Genomic DNA, 23,924 nt, shown 5'->3' with positions numbered 1-23,924 from the left:
GTCCAGGTGACGGCTCCACGACAGGTTGATCCGGAATTCCTTGCCCTTCCACTGCGTTCGCTGGCGGACGCAGCGCTCGCCGCCGCCCGTGCGGCGGGTGCGTCGCACGCCGACCTGCGGGTACATCGACTGACCAGCCAGTCCCTGCGGCTCCGCGACGGCGAGGTGCAGTCGGCGGTGGACACGGACGAACTCGGGTTCGCGGTGCGGGTCGTCGTCGACGGCACGTGGGGTTTCGCCTCGCATGCCGAGCTGACCCCCGCGACCGCCGCCGCCACCGCGGAACAGGCCGTCGCCGTCGCCCGGGCGCTGCGCGGGCTGAACCGGGAACACGTCGAACTCGCGGACGAGCCGGTGTACTCGGACGTGCACTGGGTGTCCGACTACGACGTCGACCCGTTCGACATCCCCGCGTCGGAGAAAATCTCGCTGCTGGGCGAATACTCCCGCAGGCTGCTCGCCTCCGACGGGGTCGACCACGTCACCGCCGGATGCCTGCAGGTGAAGGAGCAGACGTTCTACGCCGATCTCGCCGGGTCCTCCATCGTGCAACAGCGGGTGCGGTTGCATCCGCAACTCGAAGCGACCACCGTCGACCAGTCGGCAGGTGTGTTCGAGACGATGCGCACCCTCGCTCCCCCCGTCGGCCGCGGATGGGAATACGTCGCCGGAGACGGGGTGTGGAACTGGACCGACGAACTCGCCCACATCCCGGACCTGCTCGCCGAGAAGGTGAAGGCCCCCAGCGTGGTGGCCGGCCCCACCGATCTGGTGATCGACCCGACCAACCTGTGGTTGACGATCCACGAGTCCATCGGGCACGCCACCGAGTACGACCGGGCCATCGGCTACGAGGCCGCCTACGCCGGCACGTCGTTCGCCACGCCAGACAAGCTCGGCACGCTCCGCTACGGGACACCGATCATGCGGGTGACCGCCGACCGGACCGAGCGGCACGGCCTCGCCACAGTCGGATACGACGACGACGGTGTCGAGACGCTGTCGTGGGACCTGGTCGCCGACGGGGTTCTCGTCGGCTACCAACTCGATCGGGCGTTCGCGCCCCGGCTCGGGCTGGAGCGGTCGAACGGCTGCTCGTACGCCGACTCGCCGCACCACGTCCCGATCCAGCGGATGGCGAACGTGTCGTTGCAGCCCGATCCCGACAGCGACCGCAGCACCGAGGACCTGATCTCCGGGGTGGAGGACGGCATCTACGTGGTGGGCGACAAGTCCTGGTCGATCGACATGCAGCGCTACAACTTCCAGTTCACCGGCCAGCGGTTCTACCGCATCCGCGGCGGGAAGCTCGACGGTCAACTCCGCGACGTCGCCTACCAGGCGACCACCACCGACTTCTGGGGTTCGATGGACGCCGTCGGCGGCCGGTCCACCTGGCAGCTGGGCGGCGCATTCAACTGCGGCAAGGCGCAACCCGGTCAGGTCGCGGCCGTCAGCCACGGCTGCCCGTCGGCACGCTTCCGCGGCGTCAACGTACTGAACACTCGGACGGAAGGCGGCCGATGATCGCACCGCAGCACCTCGTCGAGCAGGTCCTCGCCCGGGCCACCGTGGACGAAACCATCGTGATCGTCACCGATGCCAGCGAGGCGTCGCTGCGGTGGGCGGGCAACTCGATGACCACCAACGGCGTGTCCACCTCGCGTAGTTGGACGGTCATCTCGATCGTCCGCTCCGGGCAGGACGCCAGGGTCGGGATCGTCACCTCCGCGTCCGTCGACGTCGCCGACATCGACGGAGTGGTCCGATCGGCCGAAATCTCGGCCCGCGCAGCCACACCCGCCTCCGACGCGATGCCGCTGCTCACCGGAACCGGCACCGACGAGCACTGGGAGGATTCGGCGCAGCGCACCGAGATCGGCGCGTTCGAACAACTCGCCCAGGATCTGCGCATGGGCTTCGACGGCGACGATCAACTCTACGGTTTCGCGCATCATCAGCTGCACACCACGTGGCTGGGCACGTCGACGGGAATCCGGCGCCGATTCGTCCAGCCGACCGGGTCGGTCGAGATCAACGGCAAGCGCGGCGACGCCAGCGCCTGGGTGGGCACCAGCACCAAGGACTTCACCGACGTGGCCGGAGTGAAGTTGCTCGAGGACCTGTCGACGCGCCTGGACTGGGCCGGTAACCGGGTGGAGTTGCCCGCGGGCCGGTACGAGACGATCCTGCCGCCGTCCGCGGTCGCGGACCTCATGATCTACCTCATGTGGACCATGGAGGGCAGGGCCGCCGAAGAGGGCCATTCGGCCCTGTCGGCGCCCGGGGGCACCCGCATCGGGGAGAAGCTCAGCGCACTCCCCCTCACCCTCTATTCCGATCCCGCCGCGCTCGGCCTGGAGTACGCGCCGTTCGTGATCGCCGGGTCGTCGTCCGAGTCGGTGTCCGTCTTCGACAACGGGATGGACGCGAGCCGGGTCGACTGGATCCGCGATGGCACCGTCGGTGCGCTCGCGTACCCGCGGTCGGCGGCGAAGGAGTTCGGCGCCGAGGCGACCGTGCCCGGCGACAACCTGATCCTCGACGCCGGCGGTTCGGTGACGCTCGACCAGATGGTGACCGAGACCGAACGCGGGCTGCTACTGACCACCCTGTGGTACATCCGGGAGGTCGACCCCGCCACGCTGCTGCTCACGGGATTGACGCGGGACGGCGTCTACCTCGTCGAGAACGGGAAGGTCACGGGCGCCGTGAACAACTTCCGATTCAACGAGAGCCCCCTCGACCTGCTGCGGAGGGTCACGCAGACCAGCGCCACCGAGCGGACCCTGCCCCGCGAGTGGAAGGACTGGTTCACCCGGACCGCGATGCCGTCGGTGCGGGTGCCGGACTTCCACATGTCTTCGGTCAGCAAGGCGCTGTGAGGGCGCGATTTCTATGCGGACGCTCGTCTAGGTGACAGGCCGTGAGCTTTCCGTTATAAATGCTGCAGACATCACGCATATGAGATTGCTCACTCCAGAGACGTTTCGCCGCGGATGTCATATTCAGGTCTCCAGAGAACGGGACCGAACCTCCCGCATCGCCGCGTGGCCGACGCATGCGCCGAGTCCGTCCCTTGCACGCCCGAACAGGAGGTTTCATGCACTCCGATACCCGCATCCGCGAAGCACTCCACGGCCACACCAAGGTCACGAGACGGTTCGCGCTCGCCGACGTGGCACTGACGACGTTCGTCTGCCTCGTCTGCGCCACCGGCATAGGCATCATCACCGGTTCAGTTCTCGCCGCCGCGACGGGGGGACTGATCGTCGTCCTCGCCACGGCGCTGATGGTGGCGGCGGTATGACCGCGCCGAGCATTCAGCGAAGTACCACAATCCAGGAGATCCCAGTGTCGAACGACGTCCTCGAGGCTGCACCGCCTGCACATTCGATTCCGCACCGCCACCCCGACGGACGCGAGGTCCTCGCCACCGCGAAGGGCATCCTCATCGCCACCCGCGGATACGGCGATGCCGAGGCGTTCGAGGAATTGCTCGACGTCTCCCGCCATCACCACGTCAGCGTGCTGCGGGCAGCGAAATCGCTGGTGGAATTGGCGACTCGGCGACAGCCGTGCCCGTCCGTGACGACGCCGACACCGCCCTACGCACTCGAGTTCACGGAATGGACGACGCTGCTGGCGCGGTGACGTCCTCCCGGTCCGCCCGGGTGAGCCGCTGGTAGCCCCGATGCGTGAGCCATTCGAGCGGCCCACGATCGAATCGCCGCAACCACAGGCGCGACACGACGATCAGGGTCGCCGAGACGGCGCCGAACAGTGCGAGCGTCGCCGGAACCACGGTGGTGCCGTCCACTCGGGCCGCGAGGCCGAATCCCCAGCCGTAGCAGACGATCGAGCACAGAATGTTCTGCAGCACATAGCAACTGAGCGCGGTGCGGCCGACGCCCGAGAGTGCCCGGCCGGGCACGCCGGGTGCGCGGCCGTCGGCGTAGCGGTGCGCGATCGCCGCGAGTAACCCCAACGCGACGATCGGCGCGGTCCCGTACCTGCCGAGGATCAGACCCGCGTCGCCACCGAACAGTCCGAGCGCGAGGTCGAGTGGAAGGGCGATCGCCAGGCCGGCGATCATGAGGCGGCGCCGCAGCGCGCCACGGTCCGGGTCGAGGACGCGCGCACCGTAGAGGTGCGCGCCGACGAGGAACAACGCGATCGACAGCGGCAGGATGAACAGCACCTCGAGCCGGAACAGCAACAGATTGTCGGCGCGGAAGACGACGAGGTCCCAGAAACTGCCGTCCGCATAGGGATTCGGCGACAGCGACTGCGGATCCCGCGCGGGCGCCGAGGACAGGGCCGCGACGACGAGGGCGAGCATCGCCGCGTGGACGGCCACCGCGCACACTATCCACGTTCGCTGCGCGCGGATGCCCGTGGTCAGGACGAAGGCGACGATCAGTCCGGTGAGGGCATACCCGGTCAGGACGTCGAATTCGGTGAACAGCACGAAGTGCAGTGCTCCGTCGAGCATCAGCAGCGCTGCGCGCCACGGGTATCCGCCCGGCCACCGTTGACCGCGCCGCTGGGCGGAACGCTTTTGGATGACCAGTCCGATGCCGAACATGACGGTGAGCAGGCCGAGGAACTTGCCCTGCGCGAATTGCTGCAGCACCGCCTGCACCGGAGCCCATCCGCCGGTGGCCTTTCCGGTGCCGTTGATGTATCCGACGAGTCCCTCGACGTTGGTGAAGATCCAGATGTTGGTGGCGAGCGTGCCCAGGATCGCCGCGCCGCGCATGACGTCGAGCGCAGCGTAGCGGTGGGAACTCGATGGTTGTGAGGCTCGCCGGAGCGGTTCGTGCCTCGTGGGTTGTCAGTTGCTGTAGACCCGATCGACCCGCACGAATACGACCGCCCGACCCTGCTCGGCCATCACCCGGTCGTATTCGTCCCAGTCCTCGTGCGTGCCTCCGGCAGCGACGAATACCTCCCGACGCAGAAGCCGCAATCTCTCGTCGTCGAGCCACGGCTGGGGGTCGTCGGGACCGGCTATCTCGGCGGTTCCCTCGACGGTCGCCCACTGCCACCCGTCCCGGAAGGTGGTGGCGATCTGAGGGCGAGACCTCAGGTTGTTCAGCTTCACCCTTCCGTAGGTCACGAATCCCAGAACCGGTTCGCCTGTGGCCGGGTGCTCGAGCAGGCCGACGTTGACCATCGAGGCCTGAATGGTTCCGTTCGCGCGCAAAGTGGCGACCACCGCCAGGCCGTTGTCATCCCGTGCCAGAGCAACAGCGTCCTCGAGAATCGTCATCCACCGAGACTACTGCGGGGTCGGCTCTGATCGATCGTCATTGCCTGCAGTTCGCATCTACGGCACAACGTCATTGCGTCGAACGCGCCGAGGAGACGGGTCAGTGCGGGGTTCCGCCCGCGGCCAGGTAGGTGTCGATGGCCTGTTGCAGGCGGTCCAGGGCCGCGCCGTAGGCGGTGAAGTCGCCGGTGCGTTGCGCCTCGCGCAGGTTGGCCAGGGCGGCGTTGAGTTCGAGGACCGCCGCGGTCAGCTGGTCCGATGCCGCCGGCGGCGGGGCGGGCGGGGCGCCCGCTGGAGGCACCGCCGGCGGTTGCCCCTCGATGGGTGGAGGAGTGGTGACGTCGCCGCCGGGTGCCGTGGCGACGGCGCCGGTGCCGGTGCCGAAGACCTGGTCGAGGGCCTCGGCGAGAGTGGGGGCGTACCCGATACGCACCCCGCCGGTGCCGGGTTCGCGGTAGCTGACCAGGACCCGGGCCAGCTGCGGGAACGTGGAACCGTTGGGCGTGCTGGTCAAGCGTTCGGTGAACACCGGTTCGACGTAGAGGATGCCGCCGTCGGCGATCGGCAGGGTCAGCAGGTTGGCATAGTAGATCCGGTTGGACCGCTCGAGCAGGGTGCGCTCGGAGGCGACGCGGGTGTCGGAGATCATCGAGTTCTGGGTCTGCCGCGGGCCCTGGGTCTGGGTGTCCGTCGGCAACCGCAGAATGTCGATCTTGCCGTAGTTGTCGGGGTCGGAGTGCACCGAGAGGTAGGCGGAGAGAAATTCCCGGTTGAAGCCGACCATGGCGCTGGTGAGCCGGAAGGACGGGGCCGCGGTGCCGGCGTCGCCGACCAGGACGTAGTACGGCGGCTGCTCGCCACCGGTGTCGGCGGTCGGATCGCTGGGCACCGACCAGAATGCATTGGTGGTGAAGAACTCCCGCGGATCATCGACGTGGTACTTCGCCAGCAGGTCCCGCTGCAGGCGGAACAGATCCTCGGGGTAGCGGAAGTGCGCGCGCAGCTCGGGCGGGATCGCCTTCGGCGGCTGCACGGTGCCGGGGAACACGCTCATCCACGCCCGCAGGACCGGGTCGTTCTCGTCGACCTGGTAGAGGGTGACGGTGCCGTCGTAGGCGTCGACGGTGGCCTTCACCGAGTTCCGCACATAGGACACCTGCTCGAGGGGCAGGGTGCGGCCGGTGTCGGTGGCCACCGGCTCGGCGAGTGAGCCAACCTGCGAGTACGGGTAGTGTGCGGCAGTGGTGTAGCCGTCGACGATCCACACGATCCGGCCGCCGACCACCGCTGGATACGGGTTGGTGTCGGTGGTCAGCCACGGGGCGACGTGCTCGACTCGGGTGGCCGGGTCCCGGTTGAAGATGATTTTCGACTCGGGCCCGATGGCGCCGGAGAACAGGATGTTGCGTTCGGCGTACCGGGCGGCGAACGCCAACCGGTTGACCCAGCTTCCCACCGGCACCCCGCCGGTGCCGGTGTAGGTGTACTGGGCGGTGTCGGTGTCGTACTCGCGCGGCGGCGCGCCCTCGGGTCCGCCGACGATGGCGTAGTCGGGGTCCGCCTGCGCGATCACCTCACCGAAGTAGATGCGTGGTTGCTCGACGGGGATCACCTGGCCGCCGCCGGCCTGCGAGGCTATGTCGCTGACCGCGTAGATCGGGTACCCGCTGTCGCTGCTCGCGCTCTGCCCGGCGGCGTCGCGGACGGCGGCGTTGACCCTGTTGGCGGGGGCGGCGACGAACCCGTTGCCGTGGGTGTAGACGGTGTGCCGGTTGATCCACTGGGTCTGGTTGCCGCTGAGACTGTTCGGGGAGAGCTCGCGGGCGGCGACGATGTAGTCGGCGAGTCGTCCGTCGATGGTGTAGCGGTCGATGTCGAGGTGCTCGGGGAAGCCGTAGAAGTTCTTCAGCTGTTGCTGCTGGGTGAAGGTGCGCGAGAGCACGGTCGGGTCGAGCAGGCGGGCGTTGGCGATGGTGGTGACGTCGGCGGGAATGTCCCGGGGCGGCCGGGTGCCAACCCCGGGATAGTCGAGGTAGTCGACGCGGTCCGGGCCGATTCCATAGGCCTGCCGGGTCGCGGCGATGTTGCGTTCGATGTAGGGGCTCTCCCGATCGGCGGCGTTGGGGCGAACCGAGAACTGCTCGATCAGCGCCGGGTAGATTCCGCCGACCACGATCGCCGAGAGCACCAGCAGTACCGTGGCCATCGCCGGGATCCGCAGGTCCCGCACCGCGATCGCGGCGAAGAACGCCGCCGCGCACAGTACCGCGATCGCGACCATGATCAGCCGCGCCGGCAGCACCGCGTTGATGTCGGTGTATCCGGCCCCGGTGAAGGTGGGCTCCTTCCGGCCGCTCCACAACAACGAGTACCGGTCGAGCCAGTAGGAGGCCGCCTTCAACGCGATGAACGTGCCCGCGAGCACCGCGAGCTGGATGCGCGCCGGCCGGGACACCTCGATGAGGTGGTCCTTGCTCGGCGCCAGCCGGATGCCGCCGAACAGGTAGTGGGTTCCCAGTCCGATCAGCAACGCCAGGAACACCGCGATGAACAGCCACGTCAGGATCAGCCGGTAGAACGGCAGGTCGAAGACGTAGAAGCCGATGTCGTATCCGAACTCCGCGTCCACAGTGCCGAAGCCACCGCCGTGCAAGAACAGTTGCACCGTCCCCCAACTCGCCTGCGCGTGTAGCCCGAACGGCAGCGCCAGCAGCACCGCGATCCCGACCGTGAACGACCGCGGGCGGCGCAGTACCACCGTCCGGTACCGCTCGAGCGGATCCGTCGCCGCGTCCGCGGCAGTGGCCGCGAACAGTGGGCGGGATCGGTACGCCCACACCGTGGCCGCGAAGATCACCGCACCCACCAGCAGCGTCACCGCCGTGAACAGGATCAGCCGCGTGACCAGGACCGTCCCCCACACGCGGCGGTAGCCGACCTCACCGAACCACAGCCAATCGGTATACCCGACTACCAGACGCGGCCCGATCACCAGCACAGCAACGAGCGCCACCGTCACTATGATCGTGACCCGGGCCCGACGCGGCAGCGCCCACATCCGGTCGGACGGTTGCATGGCCACCTCCCACGGGTCGGCTCACGAGCAGCCCCGCCGGACCACCCCGCCCGATGCAGCGAAGGCGTCCGTGTCACCCCATTCTAGGCGGTGCCGGATCGGGCGCAGTGGACCCGCGAGTGGAACGAGTGCTGCCCGGTGGCGTGGCGCGTCGCCGGTGCCTCCGCGGCGAGGTGGGCAAGAAGTTCGTCCGCAAACTCCTCGAGGGCGTGTCGACGACCGCATGGCGACACAATATGACCGAATCATCAAGACACTCAATCAACTTGACGGTAGCGCCGTCGGTGACAGGCCGAGGCGGGGCTGTGATGAACACCGATCGCAGCATGTCGGCGCACCCCGCTTGAGTCGTGGCGTACGGGGTACCCAGCCGGCACGGGGACATCCGCCCGCAACCGCTGTGCCCCTGACGAGGAGGTGCGCACAATGATCAACTTGTACTACCTACTGACCGTGGCGCTCTACATCATTTCGGCGATCTGGCAGGGCAATCTCGGACACTGGTGACCGAGATACCGGGGCAGGCCGGGCATTGATCACGTCTGCCCCGTCCGCGGGTGCCCGACACAGGAGTCCATGCCGTCGGGGCGCTCGTCCGTCGTTTCCACCTGGCCGGGCAGGATCGAGTCGCGCCGCGCACCGGTCAGCCTTCGTCCAGTGCCTTCGAGGTGACGACCTGGACCAGGTCGTCGAGAGCGGCGAGTGCGGCGTCGCCGTCACGGTCGACGAGCCACCGCAGCACCAGCCCGTCGAGCGCCGCCAACGCGAAGCGCGCGACCTGCTCCACGGGCGTGCCCCAGGCGACACCGGCCCGGTGAGCGCACAGGTCGAGGAACGCGATAGCTTCGGCATCCATGGTGCGGTACTGGTGGCTCGCAACCGCCCCGGCGGAGTCGTGGCCGGCGCCGCGGCGCCGCAGGGCCCGCGCGGTGATCTCGTAGGTCAGCAACTGGTGGTCGGGGGTGGCCTCGATGACCGGCCACAGGCCGCCGATCCCGGCAGAGAGGAGTTCCCGGAGACCGGGAATGCCCGGCAGTTCCGCGGCCCCCGTCAGCCGGCCGAATGCCGCCCGCATCGACTCGCTGACCTGCAGGATCAGGTTCTCCCCCATCTCGGTCAGGAGTTCTTCCTTGTCCTCGAAGTGGTAGTGCGCCACCCCGAGCGACACACCGGCCGCGTCGGCCAGGCGGCGGATGGTCAGCGCGGCGACACCCTGGTGAGCGGCGATCGCCAGCCCCGCCTCGATGAGCTGTCCGCGGCGAACATCCGCGGGAAGCGTCTGCGACATCACCAGATCGTATGCGCCCGAGCCCCACCGGGAGACGCATCGGACCACACAGGGGCTACCGGTCGTCGGCCGTGACGGCGAGCCCTATGGTGCCGGTCTTCCCTCGGCGCAGGAGGCTGCCTTTCATCGTGAGCCAGCCGAGGATGCCGTACTTGCGGGCGATCACGTCCCGGGTGTGATCGGTGTCCGCAGCGTCGAGGATGACGGCGCGGGCGGGCACCTCGGGGCCCTTCGGCTTGCCGCGCGCATCGCACGCGGCCACCGTCACCTCCGGATTGCGGCGGATGCGTTTGACCTTGTAGGAGTCGGTGACCGTCCACATCAGCAGACGGTCACCGTCGGCGGCGGCCCACAGCGGCGTCGCCACCGGGGTGCCGTCTTTCCGAAACGTGGTGAGCAGGACATATTTCGCGGACGACACCCGATCGAATTCTGTGGTCACCCGGCCCATGCTAGCCCCGATGCCGGTCAGTCCCCCTCGAGTTCGCCTTCGGTTTCGAGGTACACCTGCCGCAGGCCGTCGAGGGTCTGCTGCTCGGGGTGCTCCCACATGTCCCGCTCGGCCGCCTCCAGGAGTCGTTCGGCGATGCCGTGCAGGGCCCACGGGTTGGACTGTTCCATGAACTTGCGGTTCTGCTCGTCCAGCACGTACGACTCGGCGAGTTTCTCGTACATCCAGTCGGCGACGACGTTGGTGGTGGCGTCGTATCCGAACAGGTAGTCGACGGTCGCCGCCATCTCGAACGCACCCTTGTAGCCGTGACGGCGCATCGCCTCGAGCCACCGCGGGTTCACGACCCGGGCCCGGAAGACGCGGGACGTCTCCTCCGACAGCGTCCGGGTGCGCACCGACTCGGGCCGGGTGCTGTCGCCGATGTACGCCTCGGGGGACTTCCCGGTGAGTGCGCGCACGGTCGCGACCATCCCGCCGTGGTACTGGAAGTAGTCGTCGGCGTCCGCGATGTCGTGCTCGCGGGTGTCGGTGTTCTTGGCCGCCACTGTGATTCGCCGGTAGGCCGTCCGCATGTCGTCGGCGGCGGGTGCGCCGTCCAGTCCGCGGCCGTACGCGAAGCCACCCCACGTGGTGTACACGTCGGCGAGGTCGGCGTCGCCGCGCCAGCTCTTGGAGTCGATCAGCTGCAGCAGTCCGGCCCCGTAGGTGCCCGGCTTGGACCCGAAGATGCGCGTGGTCGCGCGACGCTCGTCGCCGTGCTCGGCGAGATCCGCCTGCGCATGGGCGTGCACGAAGTTGCTCTCGGCCGGTTCGTCCAGTGCGGCGACGAGCCGGACGGCGTCGTCGAGCAGCGCCAGGACGTGCGGGAACGCGTCCCGGAAGAATCCGCTGATCCGGACCGTGACGTCGATGCGCGGACGGCCCAGTTCCTCGAGGCCGATCACCTCGAGGTTCACCACGCGCCGGCTCGCCTCGTCCCACACCGGGCGCACGCCGAGGAGCGCGAACACCTCGGCGATGTCGTCGCCGGACGTGCGCATCGCGGACGTGCCCCACACGGACAGCCCCACCGACCGCGGCCACTCGCCGTGATCGGACCTATAGCGGTCCAGCAACGATTCGGCCATCGCCTGACCGGTCTCCCAGGCGAGCCGCGACGGCACGGCCTTCGGGTCGACGGAGTAGAAGTTCCGGCCCGTCGGGAGCACGTTGATCAGCCCGCGCAGCGGCGACCCGCTCGGCCCGGCGGCGATGAAACCGCCGTCGAGCGCGTGCAGCACCTGGGCGATCTCGTTGTCCGTCTCTCGCAGCCGGGGCACCACCTCGGTGGCCGCGAACCGCAGGATCTTCGCGACCGTGGCGTCGTCGGTGAGGGTGTCGGCGGCGTCCGGGTTCCAGTCGGCGTCGTGCATGCCCTGCACCAGCCGGTGCGCCTGCTGCTCGATCTCGTCCACACGGGTGCGGGATTCGTCGCCGTCCTCGCTGAGGCCGAGAGCCTCACGGAGTCCGGGGACGTTCTGCTCGCCGCCCCACATCTGCCGGGCGCGCAGCATGGCGAGCACCAGTTCGACCTCGGCGTCGTCCCGGGGCGCCGCACCGAGCACGTGGAGGCCGTCCCGGATCTGGACGTCCTTGATCTCGCACAGCCAGCCGTCGACGTGCAGCAGCATGTCGTCGAACACGTCCTCGTCGGGACGTTCCTCGAGTCCGAGGTCGTGGTCCATCTTGGCGGCACGCATCAGCGTCCAGATCTGCTGGCGAATGGCGGGCAGCTTCGACGGGTCGAGTGCGGAGATGTTCGAGTGCTCGTCGAGGAGTTGCTCGAGCCGCGAGATGTCGCCGTAACTCTCGGCGCGGGCCATCGGCGGGATCAGGTGATCGACGAGGGTCGCGTGGGCGCGGCGCTTGGCCTGCGTGCCCTCCCCCGGGTCGTTGACGAGGAACGGGCAAATGAGGGGCAGGTCGCCGAGCGCGGCGTCGGTGCCGCACGAGGAGGACATGCCGAGTGTCTTGCCGGGCAGCCATTCGAGGTTTCCGTGCTTGCCGAGATGGACGACGGCGTCGGCGCCGAAACCGCCGGCCGCGGCGTCCGCCGCGATCCACCGGTACGCGGCGAGGTAGTGGTGGCTCGGCGGCAGGTCCGGGTCGTGGTAGATCGCGACCGGCTTCTCCCCGAATCCGCGGGGCGGCTGCACCATCAGCACGAGGTTTCCGAACTGCATTGCGGCGATGACGATTTCGCCGGCGGGATCCTGCGATCGGTCGACGTACAGTTCGCCGGGCGCGGGTCCCCAGTGTTCCTCGACGCCCTCGCGCAGTTCCGCGGGCAGCGCCGAGAACCATTCGCGGTAGCGGGCGGCGGAGATCCGGATCGGGTTCCCCTCCAGCTGCTCCGCGGTCAGCCAGTCCGGGTCCTGGCCGCCTGCGGCGATGAGGGCATGGATCAGCGCGTCGCCGTCCTGGGCCGCGAGGCCGGGCACGGAGTCCGGCCCGTCCGCGGGGCCCAGGTCGTAGCCGGCGGCCCGCATCTCGGTGAGCAACCTGATCGCGCTCGCCGGGGTGTCGAGACCGACGGCGTTGCCGATGCGGGCGTGCTTCGTCGGGTACGCCGACAGCAACAGGGCGATCCGGCGTTCGGGTGCGGGGATGTGCCGGAGCCGGGCGTGCCGGACGGCGATGCCCGCCACCCGGGAGGCGCGCTCGGCGTCGGGAACGTAGGTGGACAGGCCGTCGGCGTCGATCTCCTTGAACGAGAACGGCACCGTGATCAGCCGGCCGTCGAACTCGGGGACCGCGACCTGGGTGGCCACGTCGAGGGGGGACAGTCCGTCGTCGTTGGACTCCCACGACTCCCGGCTGCTGGTGAGGCAGAGCCCCTGCAGGATCGGCACGTCCAGCGCGGCCAGCGCGGCGACGTCCCATGCCTCGTCGTCGCCGCCGGCCGACGCACCCGCCGGCTTGGTGCCGCCGGCGGCGAGCACGGTGACCACCATCGCGTCCGCTCGGCGCAGCGTCGTCAGCAACTCCGGTTCGGCGGTGCGCAGCGACGCGCAGAAGATCGGCAGCGGAGTGCCGCCCGCCGCGTCGACGGCCTCGCACAGGGCCTCGATGTAGCGGGTGTTCCCGGCCAGGTGCTGGGCACGGTAGTACAGAACGGCGATCGTGGGGCGGTCCGCGTCGGCGTCGGGGGCGAACGGCGCAACACCCCAGCTCGGCAGGTGGACCGGCGCCTCGAAACCGTGACCGGTCAGCAGCACGGTGTCCGACAGGAAATGGTGCAGTTGGGCGAGGTTGTCGGCGCCGCCCTCGGCGAGATAGTTGTGCGCCTCCGCCGAGACACCGGCCGCGACCGTCGAGCACTCCATCAACTCCGCGTCCGGGGCGTGCTCGCCGCCGAGGACCACCACGGGCAGTCCGCTGGCCAGGACCGCGTCGAGGCCCTCTTCCCACGCCCGCTTGCCGCCGAGGATGCGCACCACGACCAGGTCGGCGCCGTCGAGCAGTCCCGGCAGATCCTCCTCGACCAGCAGCCGTGCCGGGTTGGCCCAGCGGTAGTCCGCCCCGCTGGCGCGTGCGCTGAGCAGGTCAGTGTCGGAGGTGGAGAGCAGCAGGATCACGTGTGGAGCCTTCCTGGGGGTATCGCGCCCCGTGGCGGTGGTTCTGTTCGGAACCGGAGGTCGGAGGACGGCAGGCGAGGGTCTGGCTCGCCCACCGGTTCCGGCGAGCTCACAGTGGCGCGACCGCACCGGATTCTCACCGGCTTCCTCTCCTGCTGTCGCAAGTGCTGGTGATGCTACCCGGGGCCGGACGTAACCTGGGACCATGGTCGACTCCCGTTCCCGCCCCGATGCATGCCCCGGCGCGTTGCAGGTCCACCAGGCGGCCGACGGTGCGCTCGCCCGGGTGCGCCTCCCCGGCGGTGTGCTGACCTCCGCCCAGCTGCAGACACTCGCGGAATCGGCGCGCGACCTCGGCAACGGCGAGATCGAATTGACGTCCCGAGGCAATGCGCAACTGCGGGCGGTCCGCGATCCGCTGGAGTTCGCCCGGCGCCTCGCCGACGCAGGCCTGCTGCCCTCGGAAACCCACGAACGGGTCCGGAACATCCTCGTCTCGCCGCTGACCGGCCGGATCGGGGGTCTGACGGACCTGCGCGATCTGGTCGGTGTACTGGATCGGACGTTGTGCGCCGACTCCGCGTTGGCCGACCTGCCCGGCCGCACCCTGTTCACCCTCGACGACGGCCGGGGCGACGTCTCGGCGCTCGGCGGCGATTTCGGGGTCCACGCGGTCGGTGGGTCGGAGGTCGCGCTGATCCTCGCCGGTCGCGACAGCGGCGCCCGGATCCCGGCAGCGGACGCGGTGTCGGTGCTCGTCGATGCCGCCCGCGTCTTCCTGGAGCTGCGCGATCGGCACTGGCGGCTGTCCGAGATCGCCGACGGGGTCGAACGGACGCTGTCGGCACTGACGCTCGCACCGACAGCCGACCCGGTGCCCGGGTTCGACGAGCACCGGCCGCCGATCGGGTGGCTCGACCAGCCGGACGGCAACGTGACCCTCGGCGGCGGTCTCGCATTCGGGGTCCTCGACGCCCGGCTGGCGGAATTCCTCGCCGCGGTCGAGAAGCCGGTGATCGTCACGCCGTGGAAAACGGTGCTGCTGTGCGATCTGGACGAATGGTCCGCCGAGCAGGTGGTCCGGGTCCTCGCGCCGATGGGCCTGATCTTCGACGAGAACTCCCCGTGGCTGAACGTCAGCGCCTGCACCGGGCAACCCGGGTGCGAGAAGGCGCTCGCCGATGTGCGATCCGATGCGCGGGACGCCGTCGCGAACGGCGAACTCCCGGTGGAGGGCCGACAGCACTGGTCGGGCTGCGAGCGGTGCTGCGGCCGCCCCAAGGGCGAGGTCGCCGACGTCGTCGCCACCGAGACGGGTTACCGGGTGGAGGAGCGGTGAACCCGCAGCCTCTATCGTGAGCGGATGATCGAGTACATCCGAGACGGCGCGGAGATCTACCGCCAGTCCTTCGCCACGATCCGCGCCGAGGCGGATCTCAGTGCCTTTCCCGAGGACGTCTCACAGGCCGTGGTCCGCATGATCCACGCGAGCGGTCAGGTCGATCTCGTGGACGACGTCGCGTTCACCCCCGGCGTCGTGAAGGCCGCCCGCGCGGCGCTGGCGGACGGCGCCCCGATCTTGTGCGACGCGCAGATGGTCGCTGCCGGCGTGACCCGCAAGCGTCTCCCGGCGGACAACGAGGTGATCTGCACCCTGCGCGACCCCCGGGTTCCGGTGCTGGCGGAGCAGATCGGGAACACCCGCTCGGCGGCCGCGCTCGAATTGTGGGGCAGCAAACTGGAGGGGGCCGTCGTCGCGATCGGCAACGCCCCGACCGCCCTGTTCTACCTGTTGGACATGATCGAATCCGGTGCACCCCGGCCCGCCGCGATCGTGGGCGGCCCGGTCGGGTTCATCGGCGCGGCGGAGTCGAAGGAAGCATTGATCGAGCACCCGAGCGGACTCGACTATCTGGTGGTCCGCGGCCGCCGCGGTGGCAGTGCCATCACGGCTGCGGCGCTGAATGCGATTGCGAGCGAGGTCGAATGAGTTCCCACGAGCAGTCGACCGGCAAGCTGTGGGGCGTCGGCATCGGACCGGGCGACCCGGAACTGGTGACGGTCAAGGCTGCGCGGATCATCGCCGAGGCCGACGTGGTGGCGTTCCACAGCGCCCGGCACGGCAAGAGCATCTCCCGCGCGGTCGCGGCGCCGTACCTGCGTGCGGGCCAGATCGAGGAGCACCTCGTCTACCCGGTCACCACCGAGACCGTCGACCACCCCGGCGGATACCAGGGGGCGATGGACGAGTTCTACGAGGAAGCGTCGCAGCGGCTCGCCGCGCACCTCGAGGCCGGCCGTTCGGTGGCGCTCCTCGCGGCGGGCGACCCGCTCTTCTACAGCTCCTACATGCACATGCACAAGCGGCTGGCGCAGCGCTTCGAGGCGGAGGTGATTCCCGGGGTGACGTCGATCAGCGCCGCCTCGGCAGCGCTGGCGATGCCGCTCGTCGAGGGCGAGGAAATCCTCACCGTCCTGCCCGGCACCCTGCCGCGCGGTGAGCTGACGCGGCGCCTGCGGGAGACCGACGCCGCCGCCATCCTGAAACTCGGACGCACCTACCCGGCGGTGCGGCAGGCGTTGAAGGACTCCGGTCGCATCGACGAGACGTGGTACGTCGAGCGGGCCAGCACGACACGGCAGAAGATCGACCACGCGGACGACGTGTCGGACAGCGACGTCCCCTACTTCTCGATCGCCATCGTGCCCAGCCCGTCGAACGCCCGCCGCGACGATGCGCCGCCGCAGGGCGAACTCGTCGTCGTCGGGCTCGGCCCGGGCGATCAGGCCTGGACCACCCCGGAAGTGCAGCACGAACTGTCGCTTGCCACCGACCTCGTCGGATACGGGCCGTACATCGACCGGGTCCCCGAACGTCCGGGCCAGCGCCGGCACTCCAGCGACAACCGGGTCGAGGCCGAACGGGCCGCGATGGCGCTCGACCTCGCCAAGAACGGGGCCCGCGTCGCCGTCGTGTCCTCGGGCGACCCGGGTGTGTTCGCGATGGCCGCCGCGGTGCTGGAAGTGGCCGCCGAGGAACAGTGGCGGGGCGTCCCCGTCCGCGTGCTGCCCGGCATGACTGCCGCGAACGCTGTGGCGAGCCGGGTCGGCGCACCCCTCGGACACGACTACGCCGTGCTGTCCCTGTCAGATCGACTCAAGCCGTGGGACGTTGTGGCGCAGCGCATCTCGGCGGTCGCGAGCGCCGACATGGCCTTCGCCGTCTACAACCCGGCGTCGAAGTCACGGACCTGGCAAGTCGCCGCGATGCGTGACCTCGTTCTCGAACACCGCTCCCCCGATACCCCGGTGATCATCGGCCGCGACGTGGCGGGCGCGCAGGAGTCGGTGCGGGTCGTGCGGCTCGCCGACCTCGACCCGGCCGAGATCGACATGCGGTGCCTGCTCATCGTGGGCTCCTCCATGACGACCGTCGTCGAGAACGAACACGGGACGAGGGTCTTCACGCCTCGGCGCTATCCGGGCTGAGTGGATCGAGCTCCACCAGGATTCCGCTCTCCCGGATCCAGGGACCGTCCCGCGGCGCCACCATCTCGACCCAGCCCGTTCCCGCGAACGGCCCCGACACAGGTGGCGGTGCGGGAACCAGACCCGTGCGGAGGCCGGCCTTTCCGTCGGGAACCTCGCTCAGCGTGTAGGTGCCTGCGGAGCGGTACCGCCCGTCGGGATCGGCGTGACGCGTGTGCGTGATCAACTGCCGGCGCCGGATCGATCCCGTCACTCGGGCGGACTCGGGGAGCAGCGCGGCGAAATCCGCCTCGAAGTAACCACGGAGGTGGACCGGACCGCGCAGCTCGTCGGCCGATTTCACGTATGCGGTGAACCCGGCGCCACGAAGCAACATCGACCGCACCGGCCTGTCGTCGAGATTCTCGATCTCTCCTGTCACGTCCGATCCGAAGTCCGGCAAGTCGCCCGGACCGGTATCGGTATCTCCGCGCGGGTAGAACCGCAGCGCGTACTCCGCGACATCTCCGACCACGGGAAACGCGCACTGGCCATCCACGATCAGGTCCTCGGGAACGACGATTCTCAGTGCCATGTCCTTGCTGTTCCCGATCGAAAGTGTTTTCACACCGATCAGGCGACGCGGCCGAAGCGGAGTTCGGTCACCGCGATCCGGGCGACGTGCCCGATCGCGGCATCGACCACCGGCAGCACCGGGTCCGTCCGGGCGGCGCGGGTGAAGACGGCGACCGCGACCGGAATCTCGCCGGGAAACGTCACGACGGCCACCTCGTTGCGGATGGCGCCGATGGTCCCGGTCTTCCCGGCGACGTCCACCCCGGAGTGCGGAAAGCCGGAACGGATACGGTGCTGCCAGATCTGCGCGGACATCACCTGCCGAACGAACTCGCCCTGCGCCCCGGGCACCGCCCGTCCGGTCCAGATCGCGTCGAGAAGCGACGTCATCTCCCGCGGCGTCGTCGCGCTCGCGTACGACGGGTCGTAGGCGGACACCGTCCACGCCTCGTCGTTGTCCGCGAGCGCCGCGAATGCTTCTGCGGTGGTGTGCGCATGGGCGTCGATCACCAGACTGCGGTGCGCATCCGCGGTGCCGCCGATGATGCGCGTGCTCGTCAGGCCCAGGTCCGACAGTGCCCGCTCGACGCTCGCGAGTCCCACCCGCCCGAGAACCAGGTCGGCGGCCGCGTTGTCGGACACAGTCATCATCGACAACGCCAGATCCCGCCAGCTCAGCACCACCGGGTCGCGGAACGTCGACACTCCCGTCGGTCCAGGAGTGCAGTCGGCCGGAGTGACCCGGACGGGCGCGGTCGGCGACAACTCCCCGGATTCGAAAGCGCGGCACAGGGCCACGAGCAGCGGAAGTTTGTAGACGGACGCGAGCACGACGAGGTCGTCCGCGCCGACTGCGATGTCGCCGGCATCGCCGACCGGGGTACCGACGCGGCGGGCGTGCAACCATCCGGTGCACCCGGCGTCGGCGAAGACGTCACGGATCCGCTTCTCCGCCGATGTCATCGATCGGCCCTGATCAGCACTCGGTCGAGGGCGGCGGCAGACGATGCGGCATCCGCCCCGGAGCGCCAGACGATGCGCACGCGCAGCGAGAGGACGTCGCGCAGCAGATCGACCCACGCCACACCGGGCATCACCGCGGGCGGCGTCGCCGTCACTCCGAAATGCCCGCCGGCGGACACGCGTGTGAGGAGTTCCCGCTGCCCCGACGCGATCACGAGGTCCGGGTCCAGACCCCGCACCCGCCACAGGTCGACGAACAGGTCGTGGGCAGGCGGATTGTCCGAGCGCGGACCGATGGCCAGCATCAGCCCGCGCAGCATCCGGACCTGCGCCTTCTTCGCGGCTGCCACCGGGTGGTCGTCGGGCACCACCACCCACCGCCGGAGCTTGACGACCGGGCCGATGTCGAGACCAGTCAGCAGGGCCGGGTGCTCGACCACGGCGATCTCGAGACTGCCTGCGCGGACTGCGTCCACGAGTTCGGTGGTGGATGCCGTGGTCGTCACCACCCGGGTGGGACGCGTGGCGTCGGCGTCTCGCAACGCACGAACACAGCGCACCACCACGGCGTCGGCCACCGAGTGCGCGACACCCCATCGCACCACCGCGTCGCGACCACCCGCGATGCGGTGCGCCTCGTCCTCGAACCTGGCCGCGTCGTCCACGAGAAGCCTCGCACGCGGGAGCAATTGGCGTCCCGCCTCGGTGAGTCCGACGCCGCGGGCACTGCGCTGAATCAACTCCGTGCCGAGTCTCTGTTCGAGCCGACGCACCCCCTGTGACAGTGGCGGCTGCGTCATGCCGAGTCGCGACGCGGCATTGCCGAAGTGCCCCTCTTCCGCAACGGCGACAAAGAAACTCAGATGGCGCAGCAGATCCATGCCGCCCATTGAACCAGTTCCGATCGCCCGCCTCGGGCGAGCCCGTCATTTCGCACACACAAAACGTCCTGCCGACCTGGGGCAATAGCGCACCCGACTCGCCGCGACGCCGGATTCGTCTTTGCGCTATGGCCGGGGGCACCCCCACATTGGGTCCATGCTGATACATCGACATCACCCGAAGCCCAGCTGCACCGGTCGTCGCGGCGCCGTTGCACTCGCACTGGCTCTGCCGTTGCTGGTCGGGGCGTGCACGGCCACCGCGGAGCAAACCCTGCCCACGACGTCGGAGGTGGCTGCGTTACCGGATCAGCAGTCCCTCGACGCGAAAATCGAGGCACTGGAGGCGCAGTACGCCACGCGGATCGGGGTGACGGCCGTCGATCCCGCGACCGGCGCGGTCTACAGCCACCGGGGCGACGAACGATTCGCGATGTGCTCGACGTTCAAGGCCTACGCGTCCGCCGCGGTCCTGCGCAAGATCGAGGACGGGTCGACCGCCCTCGACAAGACGGTGGTGATCGAACCCGGCGATCTCGTCGAGAACTCGCCGGTCACCGCCGCTGCCGTGGGCACCCCGATGACGTTGGGGCAGATCGCCGAAGCGGCGCTGACGCAGAGCGACAACACCGCCGGAAACTATCTGCTCCGCGAGATCGGCGGTCCGCAGGCGGTCACCGCCCTCGCCCGCGACCTCGGCGACGAGAGCACACGACTGGACCGGTGGGAGACCGAACTCAACACCGCTTTCCGCGGCGATCCCCGGGACACGACGACACCGACCAGCCTCGCCCGGGGTTTCCGGGCGCTGCTCGTCGACGATGCCCTCGACGCGGCGAGCCGCGATCAGCTTCTCGAGTGGATGGGGGCGAGCAAGACTTCGGACAAGCGGATGCGCGCCGGTCTTCCGCCCGGATGGACCGCCGCCGACAAGACCGGTGGCGGCGGGTTCGGAACCGCCAACGACGCCGGCGTCGCCTGGAGTCCGGACGGCTCCCCCATCGTTCTCGCCATCCTCACCGACAGCCTCACGAATCAGGAAGACGCGCAGGGAAACAACCAGGCGATCGCCGACACGACCGCGGCTGTCATCGAGGGTGTGACGGCGCCGTGAGCCATCTCTGCAGCGACACCGCCAGTTCGACGGGAGCGTCGAACTGGATCAGGTGCCCGGCGCCGTCGATCACCTCGAGTGTGGCACCGGGGATGAGGCGCGCCAGTTCCTCGGCCCGGTCGACGGGGATCCAGGCGTCGTCCCTCCCCCACACGACCGCGACGGGAACCTCGATCGACGCGTACCGGTCCTGGATCTCGTCGGTGTACCGCTCGTCGGCCTGGGCGATCTGCCGGTAGAACGCGACCTGCCCCTCCTCCGACAGCCACGGCGTGGTCAGCACGGCCATCTGAGCGGGGGTCAGGCCGCGGTGGGACGCACCCGCGATGTACGCCTCGAGAGCACCACGGTGCACGGACGCCGGTTGCGCGGCGAAGACGTCGGCGTTGTCCGCGACGAGCCGGAAGTAGCCGGATCCCCACGGCCGCAGTGCCACCACGTCGATCAGGGCCAGCGAGGCGTACCGCGCGCCGTGCAGGAGATGGGCGCGGAGTGCGACGGCACCCCCGTAGTCGTGCGCGACGACGTGGGGTGCCTCGAGGTTCCAATGCCGCAGGAGGTCGGTGAGCAGTTCACCCTGAATGCCGAGATCGACGTCGTGGTCACCGTCCTTCGACGACTGCCCGTACCCGGGCATGTCCCACAGGTAGACCGAGAACTCGGCGGCGAATGCGCGTGCGAACGGCCACCACAGCTGCGAAGACCACGGCGTCCCGTGGCACATCACTACGGCGGGGCCGTTCCCGAACTTGTCCCACGCCACCGACCTGCCACGCCATTCGAGGATCTGCGAAAGCTCCACCCCCGCAGTGTGCCATCCCAGCACGTGAGTGGCACGGTGTACTGACGCACACCGTGCCACTCACCTGTGACTAATGCACGAGGCCGCTTTCGAGGACCGAGTGCCCACCCTCGACATCGTGACGGCAATCGACTGGGCGCAGCGACCTTCCGCCCTCGGCGACCCGCCGCCCGGCGACCGTCAGCATCGGGCGCGGAATCCCGATACCCATCACCGGCACGCCCGTCACATACCCTTCCTTGTAGAGATGATTCGACGCGTCGGCCACTTCGTCCCGGGTCAAGGGCGACGGCGCCCAGCCGACGGTCTCACCGATGGCGTCCGCGTCCAGAATCGGACTCCGATACCCTTCGGTAGCCTTCGCGAGAAGCCAACGCAGAACAGCGTCACGAACCGCCCATTGACGATCGGTAGCTGCATTCACATTTCAGTCCTCCGGTAATTGGCGTTGATGCCTGCATGCACCATAGCCACCCGCAGGGAATAAGCAAGTTCGTGAGCTTTACTGCGCTTCTTGGGATCTCACGACTACGACTCCGGTGGACTTTCCCGCTTTCCCGGGTATGGTCGGGACGACGAGCCAGACCTCGAGGTGGGACGTGAATTTCTCCGTGCCCGCCCGTGAATCGCCCTACGATGGATGAATGGAGAGCGGAACCGACGCGACCAAGACCTGTTCGTCCTGCCACGGTCCGATCGGATACGAAATCAAGGACGCCCACGCCGGATTCGCGTCGCTGCCTCCGGGCAAGCGGTACCGGGTCTTCCACTGCATGAATCGATGCTCACGATCGGCCCCCGACGGCCTCGAATGCGGCCACCGCCACGAATACCTCTGAAACACGTCATCGTTCAGTCCTTCGGTTCGACAGACATCGCATCGTCCCCTTGACCTCGAGTCCACTCGAGCTTTTAGCGTGGAGTGCATGACAACGACCGCCCCGTCACAGGCCGGCTGGTCCGAATTGCTCGGACCCCGGTACCGCTCGACCTCCGCTGTCCTCGCCGGCGGCGTCGGACTGCACGCCGTCAACATCTTCCTGACCACGAGTCTGCTGCCCACCGCCATCGGCGAGCTCGGCCGCGAATCGCTGTACGCGTGGAGCGCGACCGTCTTCATGGTGGCGTCGGTGATTTCGTCGATGATCGTGAGCCGCCTCCTCGCACACCGCGGGGCGCTGGGTGCGTATCTGTTCGCGCTGGCGCCGTTCTTCGCGGGCACGATGATCTGCGCAATCGGTCCGTCGATGGAGGTGCTCCTCGTCGGACGTGCAGTGCAGGGGATCGGCGGGGGCCTGCTCGCCGGCCTGAGTTACGCCGTACTGCGCGAGGCGCTGCCCGAACGTCTGTGGGCCCGCGCGACCGCATTGGTGTCGGCGATGTGGGGCGTGGGAACTCTCGCCGGACCGGCGATCGGCGGCCTGTTCGCCCAACTCGGCCATTGGCGACTCGCGTTCGTCGCGCTGGCGGTGGTCGCCGCCGTCATCGCAGTGATCGCGCCCCGCGCGTTGCCGCGCACCGAGCGTGTGCGGGGTGGCGAACCCGTCCCCGCCACGTCGCTCGCGCTGCTCACCCTGGCGACGATCGCGATCAGTGTGGCCGGCATCCTCGGCAACCGCACCCACATGCTGATCCTGATCGCCGTCGGAGTCGTGTTCGTCGCTGCGTTCCTGGCCTGGGAGCGGCGATCACCGCGCCGAGTGCTGCCGACATCGACATACAGCCGGGCGTCGTCCCTGAAGTGGATCTACCTCACCATCGCGGTCCTCGCGTCCGGAACCGTGTCCGAGGCCTTCACACCGCTGTTCGGTCAACGGCTCGCCGGACTGGCGCCGTTCGCTGCCGGATTCCTCGGCGCCATGATGTCGGTCGGATGGTCGGTGACCATGATCTTCAGTTCCGACATCTCCCGACGGCGCACGAAGACGGTGGCCATGGTCACCGGACCACTGGTCCTCGCCGCGGGACTGCTCCTGACGGCTGCCCTCTGGCGCGACGACGCCGGACTCGCCGTGGTGATTCTGTGGGCGGTCACGCTGGCCGCCGCGGGCGCCGGCATCGGACTCGCCTTCCCGCACCTGATGGTCGCCGCCATGCAGAGCACCGACGACGCGCACGAGGGCGCCAAGGCGGCGGCCGGGCTCAACACGGTCGAGTTGATCGCCATGGCCGTGGGGTCCGCGGTCGCCGGAGTGCTGGTCAATCTCGGCGCGCCCTCGACCCTCACCTCGGCGCAACTGCTGTTCCTCGGTCTCGGCGTCATCGCGACCGCCGGCGTGTTCACCGCGTACCGCGCGACCCGGCAGGCCGACCGAGGGACCGCCGACCCGTCCTAGCTAGGAGCGTGCTGAATTTTCCGACAGCCGACCGCCGCGTGTCGAGCCGGGTTTTGGGTGGTTGACCTGCGATA

The 23,924-nt window shown here is 69.0% G+C and carries 21 protein-coding genes and 1 riboswitch; of the genes, 10 read left to right on the top strand and 11 right to left on the bottom strand.

Translation table 11 applies throughout. The annotated features are described in order from the left end of the window. Positions 1-6: 6 nt before the first annotated feature. The 4 genes from P3H15_RS36635 (at position 7) to P3H15_RS36620 (ending at position 3,654) form a co-directional block, all read left to right on the top strand. Positions 7-1,527, top strand: a complete 1,521-nt coding sequence (locus P3H15_RS36635; protein ID WP_276141725.1) for a TldD/PmbA family protein — start codon at positions 7-9, stop codon at positions 1,525-1,527. Beyond that, positions 1,524-2,885 (top strand): metallopeptidase TldD-related protein, encoded by a 1,362-nt coding sequence (locus P3H15_RS36630; RefSeq protein ID WP_276141724.1) that lies wholly within the window; start codon positions 1,524-1,526, stop codon positions 2,883-2,885. The genes P3H15_RS36635 and P3H15_RS36630 overlap by 4 nt, the downstream gene beginning before the upstream one ends. 218 nt (positions 2,886-3,103) lie before the next feature. Beyond that, on the top strand, positions 3,104-3,310 hold the full coding sequence (locus tag P3H15_RS36625) for a hypothetical protein (RefSeq protein ID WP_206011392.1): 207 nt from the start codon (positions 3,104-3,106) through the stop codon (positions 3,308-3,310). Further along, entirely contained in the window at positions 3,307-3,654 is a 348-nt protein-coding gene (locus tag P3H15_RS36620) for an ANTAR domain-containing protein (protein WP_346348815.1), read from the top strand. Before P3H15_RS36625 ends, P3H15_RS36620 begins: the two co-directional genes overlap by 4 nt. On the opposite strand, the gene P3H15_RS36615 is transcribed toward P3H15_RS36620, so the two are convergent. The 6 genes from P3H15_RS36615 to P3H15_RS36590 form a co-directional block, all read right to left on the bottom strand. Continuing rightward, positions 3,623-4,762 (bottom strand): DUF418 domain-containing protein, encoded by a 1,140-nt coding sequence (locus tag P3H15_RS36615; RefSeq protein WP_276141722.1) that lies wholly within the window; start codon positions 4,760-4,762, stop codon positions 3,623-3,625. The two genes, P3H15_RS36620 and P3H15_RS36615, sit on opposite strands and share 32 nt — an antisense overlap. 75 nt (positions 4,763-4,837) lie before the next feature. Continuing rightward, positions 4,838-5,275 (bottom strand): TIGR03618 family F420-dependent PPOX class oxidoreductase, encoded by a 438-nt coding sequence (locus P3H15_RS36610; protein WP_276141721.1) that lies wholly within the window; start codon positions 5,273-5,275, stop codon positions 4,838-4,840. A 100-nt stretch (positions 5,276-5,375) separates the two neighbouring features. Beyond that, positions 5,376-8,351: a UPF0182 family protein gene (locus tag P3H15_RS36605; RefSeq protein WP_276141720.1), complete on the bottom strand. Its 2,976-nt coding sequence runs from the start codon at positions 8,349-8,351 to the stop codon at positions 5,376-5,378. A gap of 643 nt (positions 8,352-8,994) precedes the next feature. After that, a complete protein-coding gene (locus tag P3H15_RS36600; protein WP_276141719.1) occupies positions 8,995-9,639 on the bottom strand; it encodes a TetR/AcrR family transcriptional regulator in 645 nt (214 codons plus the stop codon). 55 nt (positions 9,640-9,694) lie between these two features. After that, positions 9,695-10,090 carry a PPOX class F420-dependent oxidoreductase gene (locus P3H15_RS36595; protein ID WP_087557467.1) on the bottom strand — a complete coding sequence of 132 codons (396 nt, stop codon included), beginning with the start codon at positions 10,088-10,090 and terminating at the stop codon, positions 9,695-9,697. Positions 10,091-10,107: 17 nt separating this feature from the next. Then, positions 10,108-13,710 carry a cobaltochelatase subunit CobN gene (locus P3H15_RS36590; RefSeq protein WP_276141718.1) on the bottom strand — a complete coding sequence of 1,201 codons (3,603 nt, stop codon included), beginning with the start codon at positions 13,708-13,710 and terminating at the stop codon, positions 10,108-10,110. A gap of 55 nt (positions 13,711-13,765) precedes the next feature. Continuing rightward, positions 13,766-13,909: riboswitch (cobalamin riboswitch) on the bottom strand. Positions 13,910-13,915: 6 nt separating this feature from the next. Between P3H15_RS36590 and cobG the strand changes: the two genes are divergently transcribed. Genes cobG through P3H15_RS36575 form a run of 3 tightly spaced genes read left to right on the top strand, consistent with a single transcriptional unit; the run spans position 13,916 to position 17,199 of the window. Next, positions 13,916-15,049 carry a precorrin-3B synthase gene (cobG, locus tag P3H15_RS36585; RefSeq protein ID WP_276141717.1) on the top strand — a complete coding sequence of 378 codons (1,134 nt, stop codon included), beginning with the start codon at positions 13,916-13,918 and terminating at the stop codon, positions 15,047-15,049. A gap of 24 nt (positions 15,050-15,073) precedes the next feature. After that, positions 15,074-15,700 carry a precorrin-8X methylmutase gene (locus P3H15_RS36580; RefSeq protein ID WP_095864132.1) on the top strand — a complete coding sequence of 209 codons (627 nt, stop codon included), beginning with the start codon at positions 15,074-15,076 and terminating at the stop codon, positions 15,698-15,700. Continuing rightward, positions 15,697-17,199, top strand: a complete 1,503-nt coding sequence (locus P3H15_RS36575; RefSeq protein WP_276141716.1) for a precorrin-2 C(20)-methyltransferase — start codon at positions 15,697-15,699, stop codon at positions 17,197-17,199. Before P3H15_RS36580 ends, P3H15_RS36575 begins: the two co-directional genes overlap by 4 nt. Here P3H15_RS36575 and P3H15_RS36570 read toward each other — a convergent pair. From P3H15_RS36570 to P3H15_RS36560, 3 genes are read right to left on the bottom strand one after another with little or no spacing between them, the layout of a single operon-like run. Next, a complete protein-coding gene (locus tag P3H15_RS36570) occupies positions 17,174-17,773 on the bottom strand; it encodes a hypothetical protein (RefSeq protein WP_276141715.1) in 600 nt (199 codons plus the stop codon). The two genes, P3H15_RS36575 and P3H15_RS36570, sit on opposite strands and share 26 nt — an antisense overlap. A gap of 38 nt (positions 17,774-17,811) precedes the next feature. Beyond that, on the bottom strand, positions 17,812-18,717 hold the full coding sequence (locus tag P3H15_RS36565) for a serine hydrolase (protein WP_276141714.1): 906 nt from the start codon (positions 18,715-18,717) through the stop codon (positions 17,812-17,814). Continuing rightward, positions 18,714-19,607: a LysR family transcriptional regulator gene (locus P3H15_RS36560; protein WP_276141713.1), complete on the bottom strand. Its 894-nt coding sequence runs from the start codon at positions 19,605-19,607 to the stop codon at positions 18,714-18,716. The genes P3H15_RS36565 and P3H15_RS36560 overlap by 4 nt, the downstream gene beginning before the upstream one ends. Positions 19,608-19,755: 148 nt before the next feature. Between P3H15_RS36560 and bla the strand changes: the two genes are divergently transcribed. Beyond that, positions 19,756-20,712: a class A beta-lactamase gene (bla, locus tag P3H15_RS36555; RefSeq protein WP_276141712.1), complete on the top strand. Its 957-nt coding sequence runs from the start codon at positions 19,756-19,758 to the stop codon at positions 20,710-20,712. Here bla and P3H15_RS36550 read toward each other — a convergent pair. Together P3H15_RS36550 and P3H15_RS36545 are read right to left on the bottom strand one after the other, a co-directional pair. Next, a complete protein-coding gene (locus P3H15_RS36550) occupies positions 20,687-21,514 on the bottom strand; it encodes an alpha/beta fold hydrolase (RefSeq protein ID WP_276141711.1) in 828 nt (275 codons plus the stop codon). The genes bla and P3H15_RS36550 overlap by 26 nt on opposite strands. A gap of 70 nt (positions 21,515-21,584) precedes the next feature. Continuing rightward, positions 21,585-21,938 carry a serine recombinase gene (locus P3H15_RS36545; protein ID WP_206012328.1) on the bottom strand — a complete coding sequence of 118 codons (354 nt, stop codon included), beginning with the start codon at positions 21,936-21,938 and terminating at the stop codon, positions 21,585-21,587. Between the two features lie 220 nt (positions 21,939-22,158). On the opposite strand from P3H15_RS36545, the gene P3H15_RS36540 reads away from it, so the two are divergent. Continuing rightward, positions 22,159-22,353, top strand: a complete 195-nt coding sequence (locus tag P3H15_RS36540) for a hypothetical protein (RefSeq protein WP_072950573.1) — start codon at positions 22,159-22,161, stop codon at positions 22,351-22,353. A gap of 87 nt (positions 22,354-22,440) precedes the next feature. After that, positions 22,441-23,850, top strand: coding sequence for an MFS transporter (locus tag P3H15_RS36535; protein WP_276141710.1), 1,410 nt, complete (start codon positions 22,441-22,443; stop codon positions 23,848-23,850). Positions 23,851-23,924 lie beyond the last annotated feature (74 nt).

The organism is Rhodococcus sp. T2V, assembly GCF_029269925.1.
Lineage (GTDB): Bacteria > Actinomycetota > Actinomycetes > Mycobacteriales > Mycobacteriaceae > Rhodococcus_F > Rhodococcus_F koreensis.
Note: the sequence above shows the minus strand (reverse complement) of the source record. Positions and strands in the feature narration are given on the sequence as shown.